The sequence below is a fragment of the Brucella pecoris genome, assembly GCF_006376675.1.
Lineage (GTDB): Bacteria > Pseudomonadota > Alphaproteobacteria > Rhizobiales > Rhizobiaceae > Brucella > Brucella pecoris.
Map to the genome: position 1 here is coordinate 377,664 of NZ_VEWK01000003.1, position 17,074 is coordinate 394,737.

Consider the following 17,074-nt stretch of genomic DNA (forward strand, 5'->3'; position numbering starts at 1 on the left):
GACATCACCCCTCCTGCCAGCCCGCTGTCAGGAGGGGTGTCGAACGGCGGTTTCCTTTTCCCGCCTGCGCTATAGTTTACCTCCACAAGGAACAACCAGCGCGATGGGATGAAAAGCATGTCGTACGGAAATCTATTCAAGGGAAGTGCCGTCGCACTTGCCCTCTTTGCGGGCGCAATTCAATTTTCCAGCCTCGCGCAGGCACAGGTGGTCGTGTCTTCCAAGATCGACACTGAGGGCGGCGTCCTTGGCAACATCATTCTTGCCGTTCTCAATGCGAATGGTATCCAGACAACGGATCGCATTCAGCTCGGCGCAACGCCGGTCGTTCGCAAGGCGATCACCGCTGGCGAAATCGATATTTATCCTGAATATACCGGCAATGCCGCCTTCTTCTTCAACAAGGCGGACGATCCGCTCTGGAAAGACCCGGCCAAGGCTTACGAAACAGCCAAGAAACTTGATTACGACACCAACAAGATCGTATGGCTCGCCCCCTCTCCCGCCAACAACACATGGGGCATCGCCGTCCGCAAGGATGTGGCCGACGAGAACAAGCTTACCAATCTGAGCGAGTTCGGAAAGTACATTTCGGGAGGCGGAAAGACCATTCTTGCGGCATCATCGGAGTTCGTGAACTCGGCAGCCGCCCTGCCAGCCTTCCAGACCGCCTATGGCTTCACCCTGAAACCCGATCAGCTCATCACGCTTTCAGGTGGCGACACTGCGGCGACGATTGCAGCCGCAGCCAATCAGACCAATGGCGCTAATGCGGCCATGGTCTACGGCACCGATGGCGGCATCGCCCCTTCCGGGCTCACCGTGCTGGAAGACGACAAGCATGTGCAGCCGGTTTATCAACCCGCCCCGATCATCCGCGAAGAGGTTCTGAAGAAGAACCCGAAGATCGAGGAACTTCTGAAGCCGGTTTTCGAGAAGCTTGACCTGACAACCCTTCAGGAACTCAACGGTCGCGTGCAGCTTGGTGGTGAACCGGCAAAGGCGGTCGCCGAGGATTTTCTCAAGACCAACGGATTTCTGAAGTAGAGAGCGCGATAACGGATAATTGCCGGGCATGAGTGCAACACACCAGACGATCCAGGCAAATGGCACGAAGAGCTTGTTTGCATATATCGACAAGCTCGGATTGGTCATAGCGGCAATCGGCTTATCGGGATTGCTTCTGCCATTTGCAAACTTTCGGGCAAACCGCATCGTTCAAGGCGAGCCGCGTTATCTTTTGGATGCCCTGCCGACCTCGTTGGCGCTGCTGTTCGCCGCTGTCGTAGCGGCAGGACTGCTGATCGGCTTTGCCCGTAGCAACAATTTGTTGCGGCTATTCGCGGCTCTGTTCTGCCTCGCATCCGTCATGGTGGCAATCGGCCTGGCCGCGTCATATCTGTCGCCCGAAGGAAACAGATATGCGCGCGTTTCTCCAGCTTCCGGCTTCTGGCTGCTGTTCTTCGCGAGCGCGCTTTATGTCGCGGATGGGCTGGTCCGGTTGCGTGCCGGCCCGTTTTTACGGGTCGGACTGCTGGTCATTGCGGGATTGCTGCTTGCCGCGCTGCTTTCCTCGGGACTCTGGGACAGCATCTCATTCATGAAGGAATATCAAAGCCGCGCGGACAGCTTCTGGAACGAAGCAGAACGGCATATAGCCTTGGCTTTGGGATCGCTTGCAGCGGCGACCGCAGTGGGCATTCCGCTGGGGCTTGTCTGCCATCGCTTGGCCGGGTTGCGCGCTTTCGTTCTGAACAGCCTCAATATCGTGCAGACCATTCCGTCAATGGCCCTGTTCGGTATTTTGATTGCGCCACTCAGTTGGGTCGCCACGCAGTTTCCATGGGCGGGCGCGATCGGTATCCGTGGAATCGGCGCTGCACCGGCATTCGTCGCACTTTTCCTCTATTCGCTGCTGCCTATCGTGGCAAACACAGTCGCGGGGCTGGCACAGGTGCCTGAACCGGTAACGGACGCAGCCCGCGGCATGGGAATGACGCGCCTGCAGCGTCTCTTCAAGACAGAGTTTCCACTGGCCTTCCCGGTCATTCTCACCGGCATACGGATCGTCATGGTGCAGAATATCGGCCTGACGACCATTGCGGCATTGATTGGCGGTGGTGGCTTCGGAACATTCGTCTTTCAGGGCATTGGGCAAACGGCAATGGATCTCGTTCTGCTGGGCGCCTTGCCTACCGTTCTCCTCGCCTTTGGTGCTGCGGTCATTCTCGATGCAGCGATACAAATCACCGAAAGAGGCAGCTCCCTATGATCGAGTTCGACCATATCACAAAGCGCTATAACGGACGCGCGGCTGTGGACGCGGTGAGCTTCACCATCGAACCTCACAGTATTGCTGCCATTGTCGGGACGTCAGGTTCCGGCAAGACGACCCTCTTACGGATGGTCAATCGTCTGGTCGAGCCGACTGATGGAGAAATCCTTATCGACGGCCGCAGCATCATGGATGAGCCCGGCCATGTTCTGCGGCGGCGGATCGGCTACGTCATCCAGCAGAACGGACTGTTTCCGCATCGCACCGTCGCAGAGAACATTGCGACGGTACCCCTTCTGCTCGGCTGGCAAAAACAGCGCATCGATATCCGCGTCGATGAACTGCTTGACCTTTTCCAGCTTGAACCGGTGGACTACCGCGACCGCTATCCGCATGAACTTTCCGGAGGGCAACAGCAACGCGTCGGTGTGGCGCGTGCGCTCGCTGCCGGACCGAACATCCTTCTCATGGACGAGCCGTTCGGGGCGCTCGATCCGGTTATCCGGGCCAAGGCGCAGGAAGATCTGAAGGCGATCCAGAAGCGGCTTGGCACAACCATTATCCTTGTCACGCACGACATGGAGGAAGCGATATCGCTGGGGGACCGTATCGCCGTCATGGATGACGGAAAACTGCTGCAATATGGTCCGCCGGCAGAAATTCTCGCCCGCCCGGCAACCGATTTCGTCGAGCGCCTTGTCGGTACGGGCGAACGGCCCTTCCGTCTCCTCTCTCTGATGGACCTGAAAACCGTGCTCCAGCCCGGTGATGCGGGCGGTGCAACAATGCCGGTAACGGCGTCGCAACGTGATGCCCTTGCCGAGCTTCTGTGGTCAGGACGAAAGGCCCTTCCCGTTCTTGACCATGATGGCAGACCACTTGGACAAGTCACGCTCGACAGGCTTCTGCATCAGGCAGAGCGTCCGGCATGAAATTGTTCCTGTCCCTTGTTCCGCGTGCGCTGCTTCTGGGCGTTCTGTTGCTGTTTTTGTGGCAGCCTCATCTTTTCGAGCCGTTGTTTCGACCGCTCGTCGACGAGGGTGTTCCGGTCATTTATGATCGTGCAAACTTCGTCACGCTGACTTTGCAGCATCTCGGTCTGGTCGCTCTGGCCGCACTGGCTTCCACGATTGTGGCTGTATCGATGGCAATCTTTGTTACCAGAAAGCAGGGTGCGGAGTTTCTGCCGCTCTCACGCAGCCTTGTGAATATCGGCCAGACCTTCCCCCCAGTTGCAGTGCTGGCACTTGCAGTGCCGGTCTTCGGTTTCGGAGACAAACCGACCCTGATTGCCCTCTTCCTCTATGGTCTGCTTCCGATTTTTGAGAATACGCTGACAGGACTAACGACTTTGCCGCCTCCGGTTGTCGAAGCTGCGCGCGGCATGGGGATGACCAGCGCGCAACGGCTTGTGAAAATCGAGGTTCCCCTCGCCATGCCGGTTATTCTGGCGGGTATCAGACTTTCCGCCGTGATCGGCCTTGCAACGGCCACCATCGGCTCGACGGTGGCCGCCAGAACACTTGGGGAAGTCATCATAGCCGGTCTCATTTCCAACAACCTTGCTTTCGTTTTGCAAGGCGGACTCGTTGTAGCGGCACTTGCCATACTCATCTTCGATGGGTTTCAGGCAATTGAGCGTTATCTCCTGAAACGTTCCGGACGGGGCCTTTGAAAGACGCCACCGCATTCCTATATCCTTGCAAACGACCAGCCAGCGAGGAACGGGATGAACATCGGGCAGGCAGCCGCAGCATCTGGCATATCGGCGAAGATGATCCGCCATTATGAAACAATCGAACTCATTGAAGCTGCCGAGAGAACCGGTTCGGGCTATCGCGTCTATACGCAGAAAGATGTCGAGACCCTGCGCTTCATCCGCCGCAGCCGCGATCTCGGTTTTCAGGTCGAGCAGATCAAGGAACTCCTGACGCTTTGGCGCGATCGCAACCGCGCATCGGCTGATGTCAAGAAGGTGGCCCTCGGTCATGTCGAGGAGCTGGAAGCCAAGATGCGCCAGCTTCAGGAAATGGCTGATACGCTGCGCTACCTCGCGAAAAACTGTCACGGCGATAACCGTCCCGATTGCCCGATCATTCACCAGCTTGCAGAAAACAGCGTGGAGAGCCGCAAACGTCCGGCTCCGCGAAAAGGTGAATTGCTGCACGGCAAAATCTGAGATTTTCAAATGAAAACGCCGGAACTGCTTCCGGCGTTTTTCTGTTGCGTCTCCGGCTCAACCTTTCGGTAAAGTATAGGCAATCACATAATCACCCGGTTTGGTTCCAATGGAACCATGCCCACCGGCCACCATCAGCACGAACTGCTGATCGCCGACCGTATAGCTCATTGGCGTCGACTGACCGCCAGCAGGAAGCCGTGCTTCCCAGAGCTGCTTGCCCGAAGTCAGGTCATAGGCGCGCAGATAGTCATCCACGGCTGCACCAAGGAAGGCAACGCCGCCTGCGGTAATCATCGGTCCGCCAATGCCCGGAACGCCAACCTTCAGCGGAAGTGGAACCGGTGACATATCGCGGATCGTTCCATTCCGGTGCTTGTAGGCAATCTTGCCGGTTCGCAGGTCAACACCAGCGACATAACCCCATGGCGGCGTCTGGCAGGGAATGCCGAGCGGGCCGAGGAACGGCCCCATGAAGACTCCGTAGGGGGCGCCGTCGTTGCGGTTCAGCCCCTGTTCGCTGCCCTTTTCATCCTGACCGCGAGGAGGAATATCCGCGCGCGGCACCAGACGCGAGGTGAAGGCCAGATAGGTCGGCATGCCGAACATGACTTGCCGTACCGGATCGACTGCCACGCTACCCCAGTTGAACACACCGAAATTGCCCGGATAGACAATCGTTCCGCGCAGCGATGGCGGCGTGTAGCGCCCCTCATACAAAAGCTGGTGGAACTTGATACGACAAGCGAGCTGATCAAACATGGTCACGCCCCACATGTCGCTTTCACGCAAGGGTGGCGGGCTGAAAGTGAGGTCGGAGATCGGCTGTGTCGGTGCCGTGTGATCCTCCGGGATCGCGCCGGTCGGCGCCGGAATTTCCCTGACCGGAATGATCGGCTCGCCGGTACGTCGATCCAGAACATAGAGATCGCCCTGTTTGGTCGGGCCGACCAGCGCCGGGACCCCGTTGATTTCCAGCAGGACCGGCTGGGCTGGAACGTCCATATCCCATAGATCATGGTGAACCGTCTGACGCACCCAGCGAAGTTGTCCGGTGTTCACATCGAGAGCGACGATGGACGAGGAAAACTTCTCCACATTCTCGCTGCGGTCCATGCCAAGCTGGTCCGGCACCTTATTGCCGAGCGGCACAAAAATCAGACCAAGCTTTTCATCGACGCTGGAAACGGACCAGCTATTGGGTGAGTTGGTCGTGTAGTGCTCGCCTTCCGGCAGCGGCGTGGTTACATCCGGATTGCCCGAATCCCAGTTCCACAGCAGTTGGCCGGTGCGGATATCAAATGCGCGGATGACGCCGGACTGTTCTTCCGTCGAGTAATTGTCATTGACGGCACCGCCAACGATGATCTTGTCGCCGACGACAACAGGCGGTGACGTGGAGTAATAATACCCCGCTGGATTGTATTTCATGCCATGGCTGAGATCGAGCGTACCACCATTGGCGAAATCCGTGCAGATTTCTCCGGTGGCCGTATCCAGTGCAATCAATCGTGCGTCAGATGTCGGCAGATAGACACGCTCGGCGCATTTTGCTCCCGCCGTTGCGGTCGCATCCTTCCAGTAGCTCACACCACGGCAGGTCTGGTGCTGGCGATCCGTATTGAAGCCAACCTTCGGATCGAATTTCCACTTTTCCTTGCCGGTTGCCGCATCCAGCGCGATGGCCCAGTTATGCGGCGTGCAGAGATAAAGGGAATCGCCGATCTTGAGTGGAGTAACCTGATAGGTCGTTTCTCCCACATCCTGCGGCTGTTTCACATCGCCGGTCTGATATTGCCAGGCAACCTGAAGCTTGGAAACATTTTCCGGCGTTATCTCAGCCAGCGGCGAATAGCGCTGGCCATAGGGCGTGCGCCCATACTGATGCCACTCGCCGTCAGGAACGTTGCCGCCCATATCCGGCGTTGCAGCAACCTTTTCGGTCGGCAGGTTGCCTGCTATGTTGTAGGGGTCCTGCGTCATCGAGTAGACGGCAACGACCAAGGCGACAAGCGAGGCAATGGCAAGCGGCAGACCGCTATCGCCTGCCCCGTTGTTCAGTGGTTTCCTGATCCAGGGCGTCAGCATCCAGAAGCCGAGCAGTACGATGATGCCGCCGCGTGCGCCAAGCTGCCACCAATCGAAGCCGACTTCATAAACGGCCCAGCCGAGCGATCCGAGGATAACAAGCGCATAGACCCATAATGCCGAGGCGCTGCGCCGGGAAAGCAAAACGGCGGTCAGCAGAAAGCCGATCGCCGCGAGTATGTAATACCAACTGCCGCCGAGTGCGGCGAGCCAGATACCTCCTGCGCCGAGCGCAAGTCCAATCAGAAAAAGAACGATGGAAGTTAACCAGATAAGCAAGACATTACCCCTTCCAGCATAAACGGCATCCTGTCATACGCGCAGGGAAACCGTGCGGATTAGCCGCTCACCAATTTCGAGGCATTCCAGATATAGGTTGCAAGTCTTGCAGCAATCCGTGTGCCGCACAACTCCATGCTGCCTAGATATCCACATAGGCGAGCATGGAAAAAATCTAGGGAGCGGCAGAGTAATTCTTACCCCGGCAAGATCGAAAGGGACTGGCCTCCATTCAAGCGCCATCCTTAATTAAGGCAGAGTGCAGAAAAGGGTCTTTGGGCAGTCAAAAGACGTAAAACGGTGCCGGAGCATGCATATTTTCGCCCATCAATTGCGGCGAACGCATGGCAAAACTGTGTATATTCCGGCTTTCAGGAGGCTTTTCGGCGGCATCATGCAGAGCCGCGCATGATGAGGTGGCTATCGAGACGGCGTATTTCCTTCTCGACTGCCGCCCCGCTTTCCTGTGCATTGATCCGCGAGAAAAGCATATCGAGACCCAACTGCGCGATTTGCCGATAATCCTGCGCAACCGTCGTCAGCGGCGGACAAGTGAAGCGACTGAGAGGATGATCGTCATGACCTGCGACACGAAGATCGCAGCCCTCTTCGCGTCCGACATGGCGCCGACGCTCGAATGCAGCGGAGATAACGCCGAAGGCCAGACGATCATTGGCACATAGAACCGTGCGCGTCGGAAAACCGCCGCGATCAAAAATCCGGCCTGCCTCCTGATAGCCCAGTTCCTCGAAATTCCAGTTCTTCGCAGCTATGGGAAGGACGATCGGTTCAACGCCAAGCCTTTCCATGGTTTCGATATAGGCCGAACGCCGCTCCAGCGCATTCTGGTTTACAGCCGGCATTTCGAGGAAGCAGGGGTGCTCCCCCGTTCGATAAAGATATTCAGTGATATTCCCTATACTCTGACGATTATCCGTGCCGACGAACGGTTGGTCATCGCTGATGCGACTGTCCAGGAAGACCGCAGGTGTCGAGTTCGACAGACTGGAAAGAAGCTTCTCATCGGTATCGAAACCGAGCGGAGCCATCAGAACACCCGCAATCTTGAGAGACATCAACGTGCGCATCGCTCGCGCTTCGAGTTTTCTGTCACCATGAGATGACAGCACGATGGTCCAGTAGCCCTCCGCCAGACAACGCATTTCGATCTGGCGGATGATCTCCGCATAAAATGGATCGGATATATGCGGAACGATAACACCGATATTCTTCGGCTTCTTGCGATTGAGGCTGACTGCAAAAATATTCGGCTGATAACTATAGTCTTTCAGCGCCTTTTCGATACGAGCCCGCGTGGAAGGCTTTACGCTTTCAGGATTGTCGAAATATTTCGAGACCGTAGGACGAGACAATCCGCTTGCCGCCGCGAACTCTTCCATCGTCCTGATCTTCTGTTCGGTCATGCCCTGCTTTTCCCATTGGGGTATCGAAGCGATTTTTCGGTGCTGCCCACTTTTCTTTTCATGCGTAAATTTATTTCCGATCAGAAGCAACAAATTTCAGCACATTAGTGATCAGTAGCCGACGCATTCACCTCTTTTCTGCAGCTCACACCCGTGTCGCGCGCCTAAATTCAATCGTTATAATTTTTACACGTGAAAAATTTTATATTGACACACTGAACAAGCTCTAGCATGTCTAGGGGAGCTCAATCATGGGCTGAAGGCCCTGCCCTTCGGGAGGTTTGCAGTTGGCGACAACTGACGAGCCAGCAGGAAAACCGTTGTTCATGTCCCATAGAAGGACGTCCCGGCGAGCGCCGGTCATTCGGAGGAAATCATGTTTCGCAAATCGCTCAGCCGTATTCTCTTTTCCGGCGTGGCTCTGGCCATGATGGCAGGTGCTGCATCTGCCGAAGGCATCGGCGCATCGCTTCTGACCCAGCAGCATCCTTTCTACATCTCGCTCGCAGACGCGATGAAGAAGGAAGCGCAGGCAGAGAATGTGCCGCTGGAAGTCTCCATCGCCAATCAGGACCTGAGCAAGCAGCTCGCCGATGTGGAAGACTTCATCACCAAGGGCGTCGACGTCATCATCATCTCGCCGGTTGACAGCAAGGGCGTTCGCTCGGCCATCAACAAGGCTGAAAAGGCTGGCATCAAGGTCATCACTGTCGACGTTCCGGCCAACAATGTCGACGTGACTTCCTTCGTCGGCACGGACAATTTCGCGGGCGGCGAAAAGGCTGCCGAACTGATGGCCAAGTCCATCGGTGAAAAAGGCAATGTCGCGATCATCGACTACCCGACCGTTCAGTCGGTCGTGGACCGCGTTGAAGGCTTCAAGAAGGGCATCGCCAAATATCCGGACGTCGAGATCGTGGCGATCCAGCCGGGCATCACCCGTCCGGAAGCGCTTTCGGCTGCACAGAACATCCTTCAGGCCAATCCTGATATCGTCGGCATTTTCGGCTTCGGTGACGATGCAGCACTTGCCGCCGCCTCGGCTGTAAAGTCGGCCAAGCTTGAAAGCCAGGTCAAGGTGATCGGTTTCGACGGTATGGAAGAAGCCCGCAATGCCGTGAAAAACGACCCGGTCATGGTCGGCGTTATCGCACAGTATCCGGACCAGATGGGCAAGGTTGCAGTTGAAACCGCGGCCAAGGTCATCAAGGGCGAGGAAGTTCCGGCCAAGCAGCCCATCGTTCCGGGCGTCGTCACCAAGGACGGCGAAACCAAGTAACACCGCGTGAAACAGTGACACTCCTCCCAGTCGCTGTTTCCATTCTGCGTGCGGCGGCCCGGCGAACACCACGCGCCTGCCGCCGCCGCATCCCCTTAGATAGCAGGAGGCCCCAAAGTGACAGATCCCGTGACCGCCACCAGATCCGAACCGATAGCAGCCCCTGATGTCGTGCTCGAAATTCGCGACGTCGCGAAATCCTTCGGCCCCGTGGTTGCGCTGAAGCGCATGAACCTCACCGTTCGACGGGGCCGCGTGCATACGCTGCTCGGTGAGAACGGCGCGGGCAAATCCACGCTGATGAAGATTCTGGCTGGCGTTTTCAAGCCGACCTCCGGCACCATCCTGCTCAAAGGCGCGCCCTATGCGCCGAGAGACCCACGCGACGCGCGTGCGCATGGCATTGCCATTGTCTTTCAGGAACTGAGCCTTTCCCGCAATCTGACGGTTGCCGAGAACATTTTCGCAAACCACGAGCCAAGCCGTTTCGGCTTCATCCGCGAGCGCGAATTGAACGCGGAAGCGATGAAGCTGGTGGCCGACCTCGGCCTGCCGGTCGATGCCCGCGCCAAGGTCGGCGACCTGTCGATTGCCCAGCGCCAACTGGTCGAAATCGCCAAGGGCCTCAGCCTTCCTGCCGATGTGGTCATTCTGGATGAGCCAACCTCGTCGCTGTCGGACAGCGAGGCCGAAATCCTGTTTTCGATCATCGACCGCCTGAAAGCGAAGGGCACTGCTGTCATCTATATTTCGCACCGCATGGAAGAAATCATGCGGCTTTCCGACGACATTACCGTCGTGCGTGATGGCGAATATGTCACGACCGCCGAAAAGAGCGAGACCAGCATCGACAAGCTGATCGCACTGATGGTCGGTCGCGAGATGAACGACATCTATCCGCCGCGTGAAGCGCCGCGCCCTGCGACAAGCGTTCCGCCAATTCTCGAAACGAAGAACCTATCCGTTCCGGGCAAATTTAACGATGTTTCCATCAATGTGAAGCCGGGCGAAGTACTGGGCCTTTTCGGCCTTGTTGGCTCCGGTCGTTCTGATGTGATGAAAGCCCTGTTCGGGATGCTGCGGCCCACCGGCGAAATCAGGCTCGACGGCAAGATCATCACCCTTGCCTCACCGACCGATGCCATTCGCAACGGTATTGCGTTCGTGACCGAGAACCGCAAGGAAGAAGGGCTCGTTCTTCAGCATAGTGTCGAGCGCAATATCAATATGGTGGGACTTGGCCAGCTAGCAGGCCCGTTCGGCCTGATGCGTTCCAGGGCGGAGCGTTCTTCGGCCAAGGCAGAGGTCCTGCGCCTCGCGATCAAGACCGCGTCGCTTGACACCGTTGCCGGATCGCTCAGCGGCGGCAACCAGCAAAAGATCGTGCTGGCCAAATGGCTCCAGACCAAGCCACGCATCCTCATTCTCGATGAGCCGACGCGCGGCGTCGATGTCGGCGCGAAATTCGAAATCTATCGTATCATCCGTGAACTTGCCGCCAATGGCGCGGCGATCCTGATGGTTTCCTCCGAACTGCCGGAAGTGCTGGGTCTCAGCGACCGCGTGGCGATCATGCATAACAAGCATGTTGCTGCCATTGTCGATGCCGATGGCCTCACGCCCGAAACCGTCATGAGCTACGCAGCAGGAATGCATCAATGAGCAATGCAGATATTCAGAAGAAAGCCGTGGACGCGGAAGTCCGCCGTTCGCTTTTCAGCTCCCCGCTGGTTCGCCAATATGGCGGCATCATCATCTCTCTGGCCGTGCTCTGCGTGGTCTTTGCGGTGTTGAATCCGCGCTTTCTCGCCTTCAACAATTTCATGAACATCATGCAGCAGGTGGCGGTGATCGCCGTTGCCGCTTATGGCATGACCTATGTGATCCTGCTTGGTGAAATTGATCTTTCCATAGGCTCCATCATCGCGGTTTCCGGCATGGTGGCGGCGCAGGCATTCGCGATGGGGTTCGGCTTTTTGCCGACCGTCGTGTTCACGCTTGCCGCAGGCGCCATCATGGGCGGATTGAACGGTGTGCTTTCCGCCAAACTGATGCTGCCCTCCTTCATCGTGACGGTCGCGACAATGGGCATTTATCGCGGGATGGTGAGCCTTCCGACCAACGGTGCTCCGGAGATCATCGAAAACGACACCTGGCTCGCCATCGGTTCGGAAAGCTGGCTCGGCCTGCCGATCATCATTTGGATCGTCGGTATCCTGTTCATCTTCAATTATGTCCTCCTGTCCAAGACCGTTTTCGGTCGCCGCATCTACCTGACCGGCGGCAACAAGGAAGCTGCGATCTATTCGGGTATTCGCGTCGATCGCATCAAGATCATTGTCTTCATGCTTTCCGGCGTCATGGCGGCGATTAGCGGCATTCTGCTCTCGTCGCGCCTGTCCTCAGCGCAGACCAATGCGGGCATGGGCTACGAACTCGACGCCATTGCGGCAGTCGTGCTTGGCGGCACCTCGCTTGCCGGCGGCGTCGGCACCATGGTCGGCACCATTCTCGGCGCACTTATCATCGGTGTCATCAACAACGGCATGAACATGCTGTCGGTGCCTTATTTCTATCAGCTCATCGTCAAGGGCGTGGTCATTCTGGTCGCTGTCTGGCTCGACGTGCGCTCAAAATCCATGCGCACATAATCGCGGTGTACCTAATGAAAAAGATCATCACCATCGGCGAGATCGTCGTCGAAATCATGGCCGTGGAAACCGGCAACGGTTTCAAAACCGCCATCCCATTGATCGGGCCTTTCGCCTCCGGTGCGCCTGCAATCTTCATCGATCAGGCCGCAAAAATGGGCCAGCCTTGCGGCATGGTCAGCGCGGTCGGCAATGACGATTTTGGTGCCCTCAATGTCGAGCGCCTGCAAAAGGACGGCGTGGATGTATCGGCCATCGGTGTGCATCCGACAGCCGCGACCGGCAGCGCCTTCGTGCGTTATCGCCCGGATGGCAATCGCGATTTCATCTTCAACATCAAGCACAGCGCATGCAGCGCTATCGGCCTGACGCCTGAAGCCGAAAAGCTGATCGAGACCGCCGATCACCTGCATATCATGGGATCGGCCCTGTTCTCCGACGGCATTGTTTCGGCGATCCACGAGGCAACCATCCGCATCAAGGCGAAGGGCGGCACCGTGTCCTTCGACCCGAATATCCGCAAGGAAATGCTGGAATTGCCGGGCATGCGCCAGGCGCTGGCCCATGCGCTGGAAAACACGGACCTGTTCATGCCGAGCGGCCCGGAAATCTTCCTCTTCACCAAGGCGACCGAGGAAAAAGCCGCCGTGGAAGAACTGCTGGCACGCGGCATCAAGGCCATCGTCATCAAGCGCGGCGCTGAAGGCGCCAGCTATTTCGACCAGTCCGGCGAAGTTTTCGCGCCCGCTTTCAAGGTCGAGGAAATCGACCCGACCGGAGCAGGCGACAGTTTTGGCGCGGCATTCGTCACCTACTGGCTGCGCGACATGGCACCGAAAGAAGCCCTCGTCATCGCCAATGCCACCGGCGCACGCGCCGTCGGTGTCAAAGGGCCGATGGAAGGCACCTCGACCATGGCCGAAATTGAAGCCTTCCTTCAGAAAAACGGAGTTCCAGCATGAGCAGCACGAAAGTTCTGAGCGCACTTCCCGCACGTTACGCCAGCGGAGTTCGTGGCGGCATCACGTCGATCTGCTCTGCGCATCCTCTGGTGATCGAAGCAGCCCTCCTTGAAGGCGTCGCGACCAATACGGATGTTCTGATCGAGGCCACTTGCAATCAGGTCAATCAGGAGGGCGGCTATACCGGCATGACACCTGCCGACTTCCGCCGCTTCGTGGAGGACATCGCCGCCCGCGTCGGTTTTGACACCAAGCGGCTCATTCTGGGCGGCGACCATCTCGGCCCGAACCCGTGGAAGCACCTGCCTGCCGAAGAAGCCTTGCTGAAATCGGATATCATGATTGATGCATTCGTGCGTGCGGGTTTCACCAAGATCCATCTCGACACATCAATGGGCTGCGCTGGCGAACCGGTTGCGCTGCCCGATGCTGTCACCGCCGAGCGTGCCGCACGTCTGGCCAAGGTTTCCGAAACGGCGGCCCGCGAAGCCGGATACGACCTGCCGGTCTATATTATCGGCACCGAAGTACCTATCCCCGGCGGGGCGATGGAAGAAATCGAAGAGCTGGAGCTGACCAGGCCGGGCGCGGCAGTTGAAACTGTCGCCATTCACCGCAAGGCTTTCGCGGCACTGGGGCTGGAAGATGCCTTTGCCCGCGCCATCGGCGTCGTGGTACAGCCGGGCGTCGAGTTCGGCAATGAGAATGTCGTGTTCTACAACAGCGAGAAGGCGACAGCTCTCAGCGGCGTTCTCGGCGAAATGCCGCAATTCGTCTTTGAAGCGCATTCGACCGACTATCAGCCGGTGGAAGCACTTTCCGATCTGGTGGATGACGGGTTCGCCATTCTGAAAGTCGGGCCCGGCCTGACTTTCGCACTGCGCGAGGCGCTCTATGGCCTCGACCAGATTGCGGCTTTCCTCGACAAGCTGCCGGAAGAAGAAACCCTGCGCGGCAAGATGGAAGCACTACTTCTGGCTGAGCCGAAGAACTGGGAAAAATATTACCACGGCGATGCGGAGGAGCTGCGCCTGCAACGCCATTTCTCCTATAGTGACCGCATTCGCTATTACTGGCCGCATCCGGCCGCAACCGCTGCCGTGGACGTGCTTTTGAAGCGCCTTGAAGGCCGCAAAATACCTGAAACGCTGATCAGCCAGTATCTCGGCACGCTTTATCCGGCAGTCGCATCGGGTGAGATTGAACCGACGCCCCACGCCTTGATGGTGGAAGCCGTCCGCAACGTGGTGCGGATTTACGGCAAGGCCGTCGGAACCCACTGAAACAAAAAGGCGCGGCCAAGACCGCGCCTTTTTTGTTAGATTATACTTCGATAGGGCTTTTGAAAGCTTTGAGCCGCAAGGCATTGCTAAGCACGAAAATGCTTGAAAATGCCATAGCTCCCGCTGCTAGAACCGGAGACAGCAGCGTTCCTGTGAACGGATAAAGAACACCGGCAGCAACAGGGATCAGGGCGACATTATAGGCAAAAGCCCAGAACAGGTTTTCACCGATATTGCGGATCGTCGCCTTCGATATGGCGATGGCATTAACCACGCCGCGCAAATCACCCGACATCAGCACCACATCGGCGCTTTCAATCGCGATATCCGTGCCGGTGCCAATCGCGATACCGACATCGGCAGCAGCCAGCGCGGGCGCATCGTTGATGCCATCACCGACAAAGGCGATCCTCTTGCCGCCTGCCGAAAGACGCTTCAACGCTTCGACCTTGCCGTCCGGCAGCACTTCCGCCACCACTTCATCGATGCCCAGGCGTTTTGCGATGGCTTGTGCAGTGCGGCGGTTGTCGCCGGTGATCATCGCCACCTTGAGCCCCTGTTCGTGCAGGGCAGCGATGGCCGCAGGCGTGGTTTCCTTCATCGGGTCAGCAACGGTCACTATGGCCGCAAGCTTGCCGTCAACAGCGGCATAGAGCGGCGACTGGCCTTCATCGCCCAGCCTCTTCGCATCTTCTGCAAAGACAGCAACGTCATGACCGAGCTTCGCCATATAACGATCGGCGCCGATGGCAACCTCATGACCGGAGACATGAGCCTTCAAACCAAAACCGGGCACGGCTTCAAAGGCTGACACATCTGCGAGCTTCAATCCTTTCGCTTTCGCTGCTTCCACGATCGCGTCGGCAATCGGATGTTCGGAGCGTGCTTCAACGGCCGCAACAAGCGCCAGAAGTTCGTCCTTTTCGAAGCCTTCGACGGCTGCGAAATGCGCCAGTGCAGGCTTTCCCTGTGTCAGCGTACCGGTCTTGTCGACGGCGATCACCGAAGCATCGCGCAAGGTCTGCAACGCATCACCGCGACGGAACAGAACCCCAAACTCGGCTGCACGACCAGTGCCAACCATGATGGACGTTGGCGTGGCCAAACCCATGGCACATGGGCAGGCGATGATGAGAACTGCAATCGCGTTCACCAGTGCATAGCCCAGCATAGCTGTGCCGCCAATTACAAGCCACAAAGCGAAGGTCAATGCAGCGGCTGCCATCACCGCGGGAACAAACCAGCCTGTCACCTTGTCGACCTTAGCCTGAATAGGAAGTTTGTCGGCTTGCGCATCCTCGACCATGCGGATAATCTGCGAGATCACCATGTCGCGGCCAACCTTGGTCGCGCGGAAGGTGAAAGCGCCGGTCTTGTTGATCGTGCCGCCGACCACTTCTGCGCCCTTTTCCTTGGCAACGGGCACGGGCTCACCGGTGATCATCGATTCATCGACATAGGACGAACCTTCAATCACTTCGCCATCGACTGGAACTTTCTCGCCGGGGCGAACTTGAACGATGTCGCCAGCGCGAACATCTTCCAGCGGTACGTCAATAGCTTCACCATCACGCAGAACCCGCGCTGATTTTGCCTGCAAGCCGACCAGCCGGCTGATCGCTGCACTGGTGCGTCCCTTGGCGCGCGCTTCCAGATAACGCCCGATCAGGATCAACGTGACAATGACCGCGGCAGCTTCGAAATAGACGTTTACCGTACCTTCGGGCAACACACCGGGAAAGAATGTCGCGACGACGGAGAAGCCCCAAGCCGCAAGTGTACCCACCACGACAAGAGAATTCATGTCAGGTGTGCCACGCAGGAGCGTCGGTATGCCTTTATTAAAGAAACGTAGTCCCGGTCCGAATAGAACCAGTGTGGTGAGCACAAGCTGCAGATACCAGCTATTCTGCATCCCGATCCGGTCCATGACGAACATATGAACCGCCGGGATGAGATGCGACCCCATCTCGAGCACGAATACGGGCAATGTAAGAATGGCGGCAAGGATGACGCTTTTCTTCAGCTCAGCCGCTTCCGCATCCCGTTTCTCCGTTTGAGTTTCCTGTTTGTCGCTGCCCTGCTTGCTGTCGAGCGACCGCGCCTCGTAACCGGCATTTTCAATCGCCTTCATCAGCTCGCTAACCGGCACCGGACCCGCCAGGTCGACATGAGCCCGTTCGGTTGCGAGATTGACGCTGGCGCGGGTAACACCTGGCACGCCGCTCAACGCCTTCTCGACCTTGCTGACGCAGGACGCACAACTCATGCCTTCAATTGCCAAGTCTATGCTGGCTGCGGGGACTTCGTAACCTGCCTTGCGAATGGCATCGATCACCGAAGGCAGGTCCGGCGCGCCTTTGAAAGTCACGTCGGCGCGTTCCGTTGCGAGGTTGACGGAAACCTTGTCGACGCCCGGAACTTTGGATACGGCTTTTTCCACGGACGACACGCAGGATGCGCAACTCATCCCTTCGACAGGCACAGGAAAACTGATGGTTTCGTGATTAACAGGCTTGTTCATGGCAATCCCTTTTCATTGCCCTGAAGGGCACAATTCGAGAGTTGCTCCTTAGATAGTCCTTCCCACCGTTGGAAGGTCAAGCCCCTTTTCGAAGCAGTGTTCGATTTGGGTTTTCATTTGGCGCCAACGC

General features: G+C 57.5%; 13 protein-coding genes. 10 read left to right on the plus strand and 3 right to left on the minus strand.

What is annotated here, in order from left to right:
- Positions 1–117 precede the first annotated feature (117 nt).
- The 5 genes from osmF to cueR are packed head-to-tail and all read left to right on the plus strand — an operon-like array spanning position 118 to position 4,454.
- Positions 118–1,047, plus strand: a complete 930-nt coding sequence (osmF, locus tag FIB18_RS08390) for a glycine betaine ABC transporter substrate-binding protein OsmF (RefSeq protein WP_140020258.1) — start codon at positions 118–120, stop codon at positions 1,045–1,047.
- A gap of 19 nt (positions 1,048–1,066) precedes the next feature.
- Positions 1,067–2,272 (plus strand): ABC transporter permease, encoded by a 1,206-nt coding sequence (locus tag FIB18_RS08395; RefSeq protein WP_407921851.1) that lies wholly within the window; start codon positions 1,067–1,069, stop codon positions 2,270–2,272.
- On the plus strand, positions 2,269–3,207 hold the full coding sequence (locus FIB18_RS08400) for an ABC transporter ATP-binding protein (protein ID WP_140020260.1): 939 nt from the start codon (positions 2,269–2,271) through the stop codon (positions 3,205–3,207). The genes FIB18_RS08395 and FIB18_RS08400 overlap by 4 nt, the downstream gene beginning before the upstream one ends.
- Positions 3,204–3,950 carry an ABC transporter permease gene (locus FIB18_RS08405; RefSeq protein ID WP_140020261.1) on the plus strand — a complete coding sequence of 249 codons (747 nt, stop codon included), beginning with the start codon at positions 3,204–3,206 and terminating at the stop codon, positions 3,948–3,950. Before FIB18_RS08400 ends, FIB18_RS08405 begins: the two co-directional genes overlap by 4 nt.
- A 54-nt stretch (positions 3,951–4,004) precedes the next feature.
- On the plus strand, positions 4,005–4,454 hold the full coding sequence (cueR, locus tag FIB18_RS08410) for a Cu(I)-responsive transcriptional regulator (protein ID WP_140020262.1): 450 nt from the start codon (positions 4,005–4,007) through the stop codon (positions 4,452–4,454).
- Between the two features lie 57 nt (positions 4,455–4,511).
- Here the strand turns inward: cueR and FIB18_RS08415 are convergent, their stop codons facing one another.
- Both FIB18_RS08415 and FIB18_RS08420 read right to left on the minus strand, forming a co-directional pair.
- Positions 4,512–6,821 carry a glucose/quinate/shikimate family membrane-bound PQQ-dependent dehydrogenase gene (locus FIB18_RS08415; protein WP_140020263.1) on the minus strand — a complete coding sequence of 770 codons (2,310 nt, stop codon included), beginning with the start codon at positions 6,819–6,821 and terminating at the stop codon, positions 4,512–4,514.
- Between the two features lie 392 nt (positions 6,822–7,213).
- Positions 7,214–8,245, minus strand: coding sequence for a LacI family DNA-binding transcriptional regulator (locus tag FIB18_RS08420; RefSeq protein WP_140020264.1), 1,032 nt, complete (start codon positions 8,243–8,245; stop codon positions 7,214–7,216).
- 376 nt (positions 8,246–8,621) lie between these two features.
- Between FIB18_RS08420 and FIB18_RS08425 the strand changes: the two genes are divergently transcribed.
- From FIB18_RS08425 to FIB18_RS08445, 5 genes are all read left to right on the plus strand, one after another.
- Entirely contained in the window at positions 8,622–9,524 is a 903-nt protein-coding gene (locus FIB18_RS08425) for a substrate-binding domain-containing protein (protein ID WP_140020265.1), read from the plus strand.
- A 117-nt stretch (positions 9,525–9,641) separates the two neighbouring features.
- Positions 9,642–11,186, plus strand: coding sequence for a sugar ABC transporter ATP-binding protein (locus FIB18_RS08430; RefSeq protein WP_140020266.1), 1,545 nt, complete (start codon positions 9,642–9,644; stop codon positions 11,184–11,186).
- A complete protein-coding gene (locus FIB18_RS08435; RefSeq protein WP_168436572.1) occupies positions 11,183–12,175 on the plus strand; it encodes an ABC transporter permease in 993 nt (330 codons plus the stop codon). Before FIB18_RS08430 ends, FIB18_RS08435 begins: the two co-directional genes overlap by 4 nt.
- 14 nt (positions 12,176–12,189) lie before the next feature.
- Positions 12,190–13,137, plus strand: coding sequence for a tagatose kinase (locus FIB18_RS08440; protein ID WP_140020267.1), 948 nt, complete (start codon positions 12,190–12,192; stop codon positions 13,135–13,137).
- The gene (locus FIB18_RS08445) at positions 13,134–14,420 is read left to right on the plus strand and encodes a D-tagatose-bisphosphate aldolase, class II, non-catalytic subunit (protein ID WP_140020268.1); all 1,287 of its coding nucleotides are present in this window, start codon (positions 13,134–13,136) and stop codon (positions 14,418–14,420) included. Before FIB18_RS08440 ends, FIB18_RS08445 begins: the two co-directional genes overlap by 4 nt.
- A 40-nt stretch (positions 14,421–14,460) precedes the next feature.
- Here FIB18_RS08445 and FIB18_RS08450 read toward each other — a convergent pair whose 3' ends face one another.
- Positions 14,461–16,944 (minus strand): heavy metal translocating P-type ATPase, encoded by a 2,484-nt coding sequence (locus FIB18_RS08450; RefSeq protein ID WP_140020269.1) that lies wholly within the window; start codon positions 16,942–16,944, stop codon positions 14,461–14,463.
- Between the last annotated feature and the right edge of the window lie 130 nt (positions 16,945–17,074).

Excerpts from the sequence above, each read along its gene's own strand:
- cueR (WP_140020262.1), top strand. The coding sequence starts at position 4,005 with ATGAACATCGGGCAGGCAGCCGCAGCATCTGGCATATCGGCGAAGATG.
- FIB18_RS08450 (WP_140020269.1), bottom strand. The coding sequence starts at position 16,944 with ATGAACAAGCCTGTTAATCACGAAACCATCAGTTTTCCTGTGCCTGTC.
- FIB18_RS08420 (WP_140020264.1), bottom strand. The coding sequence starts at position 8,245 with ATGACCGAACAGAAGATCAGGACGATGGAAGAGTTCGCGGCGGCAAGC.
- FIB18_RS08440 (WP_140020267.1), top strand. The coding sequence starts at position 12,190 with ATGAAAAAGATCATCACCATCGGCGAGATCGTCGTCGAAATCATGGCC.
- FIB18_RS08435 (WP_168436572.1), top strand. The coding sequence starts at position 11,183 with ATGAGCAATGCAGATATTCAGAAGAAAGCCGTGGACGCGGAAGTCCGC.
- osmF (WP_140020258.1), top strand. The coding sequence starts at position 118 with ATGTCGTACGGAAATCTATTCAAGGGAAGTGCCGTCGCACTTGCCCTC.
- FIB18_RS08405 (WP_140020261.1), top strand. The coding sequence starts at position 3,204 with ATGAAATTGTTCCTGTCCCTTGTTCCGCGTGCGCTGCTTCTGGGCGTT.
- FIB18_RS08445 (WP_140020268.1), top strand. The coding sequence starts at position 13,134 with ATGAGCAGCACGAAAGTTCTGAGCGCACTTCCCGCACGTTACGCCAGC.
- FIB18_RS08425 (WP_140020265.1), top strand. The coding sequence starts at position 8,622 with ATGTTTCGCAAATCGCTCAGCCGTATTCTCTTTTCCGGCGTGGCTCTG.
- FIB18_RS08400 (WP_140020260.1), top strand. The coding sequence starts at position 2,269 with ATGATCGAGTTCGACCATATCACAAAGCGCTATAACGGACGCGCGGCT.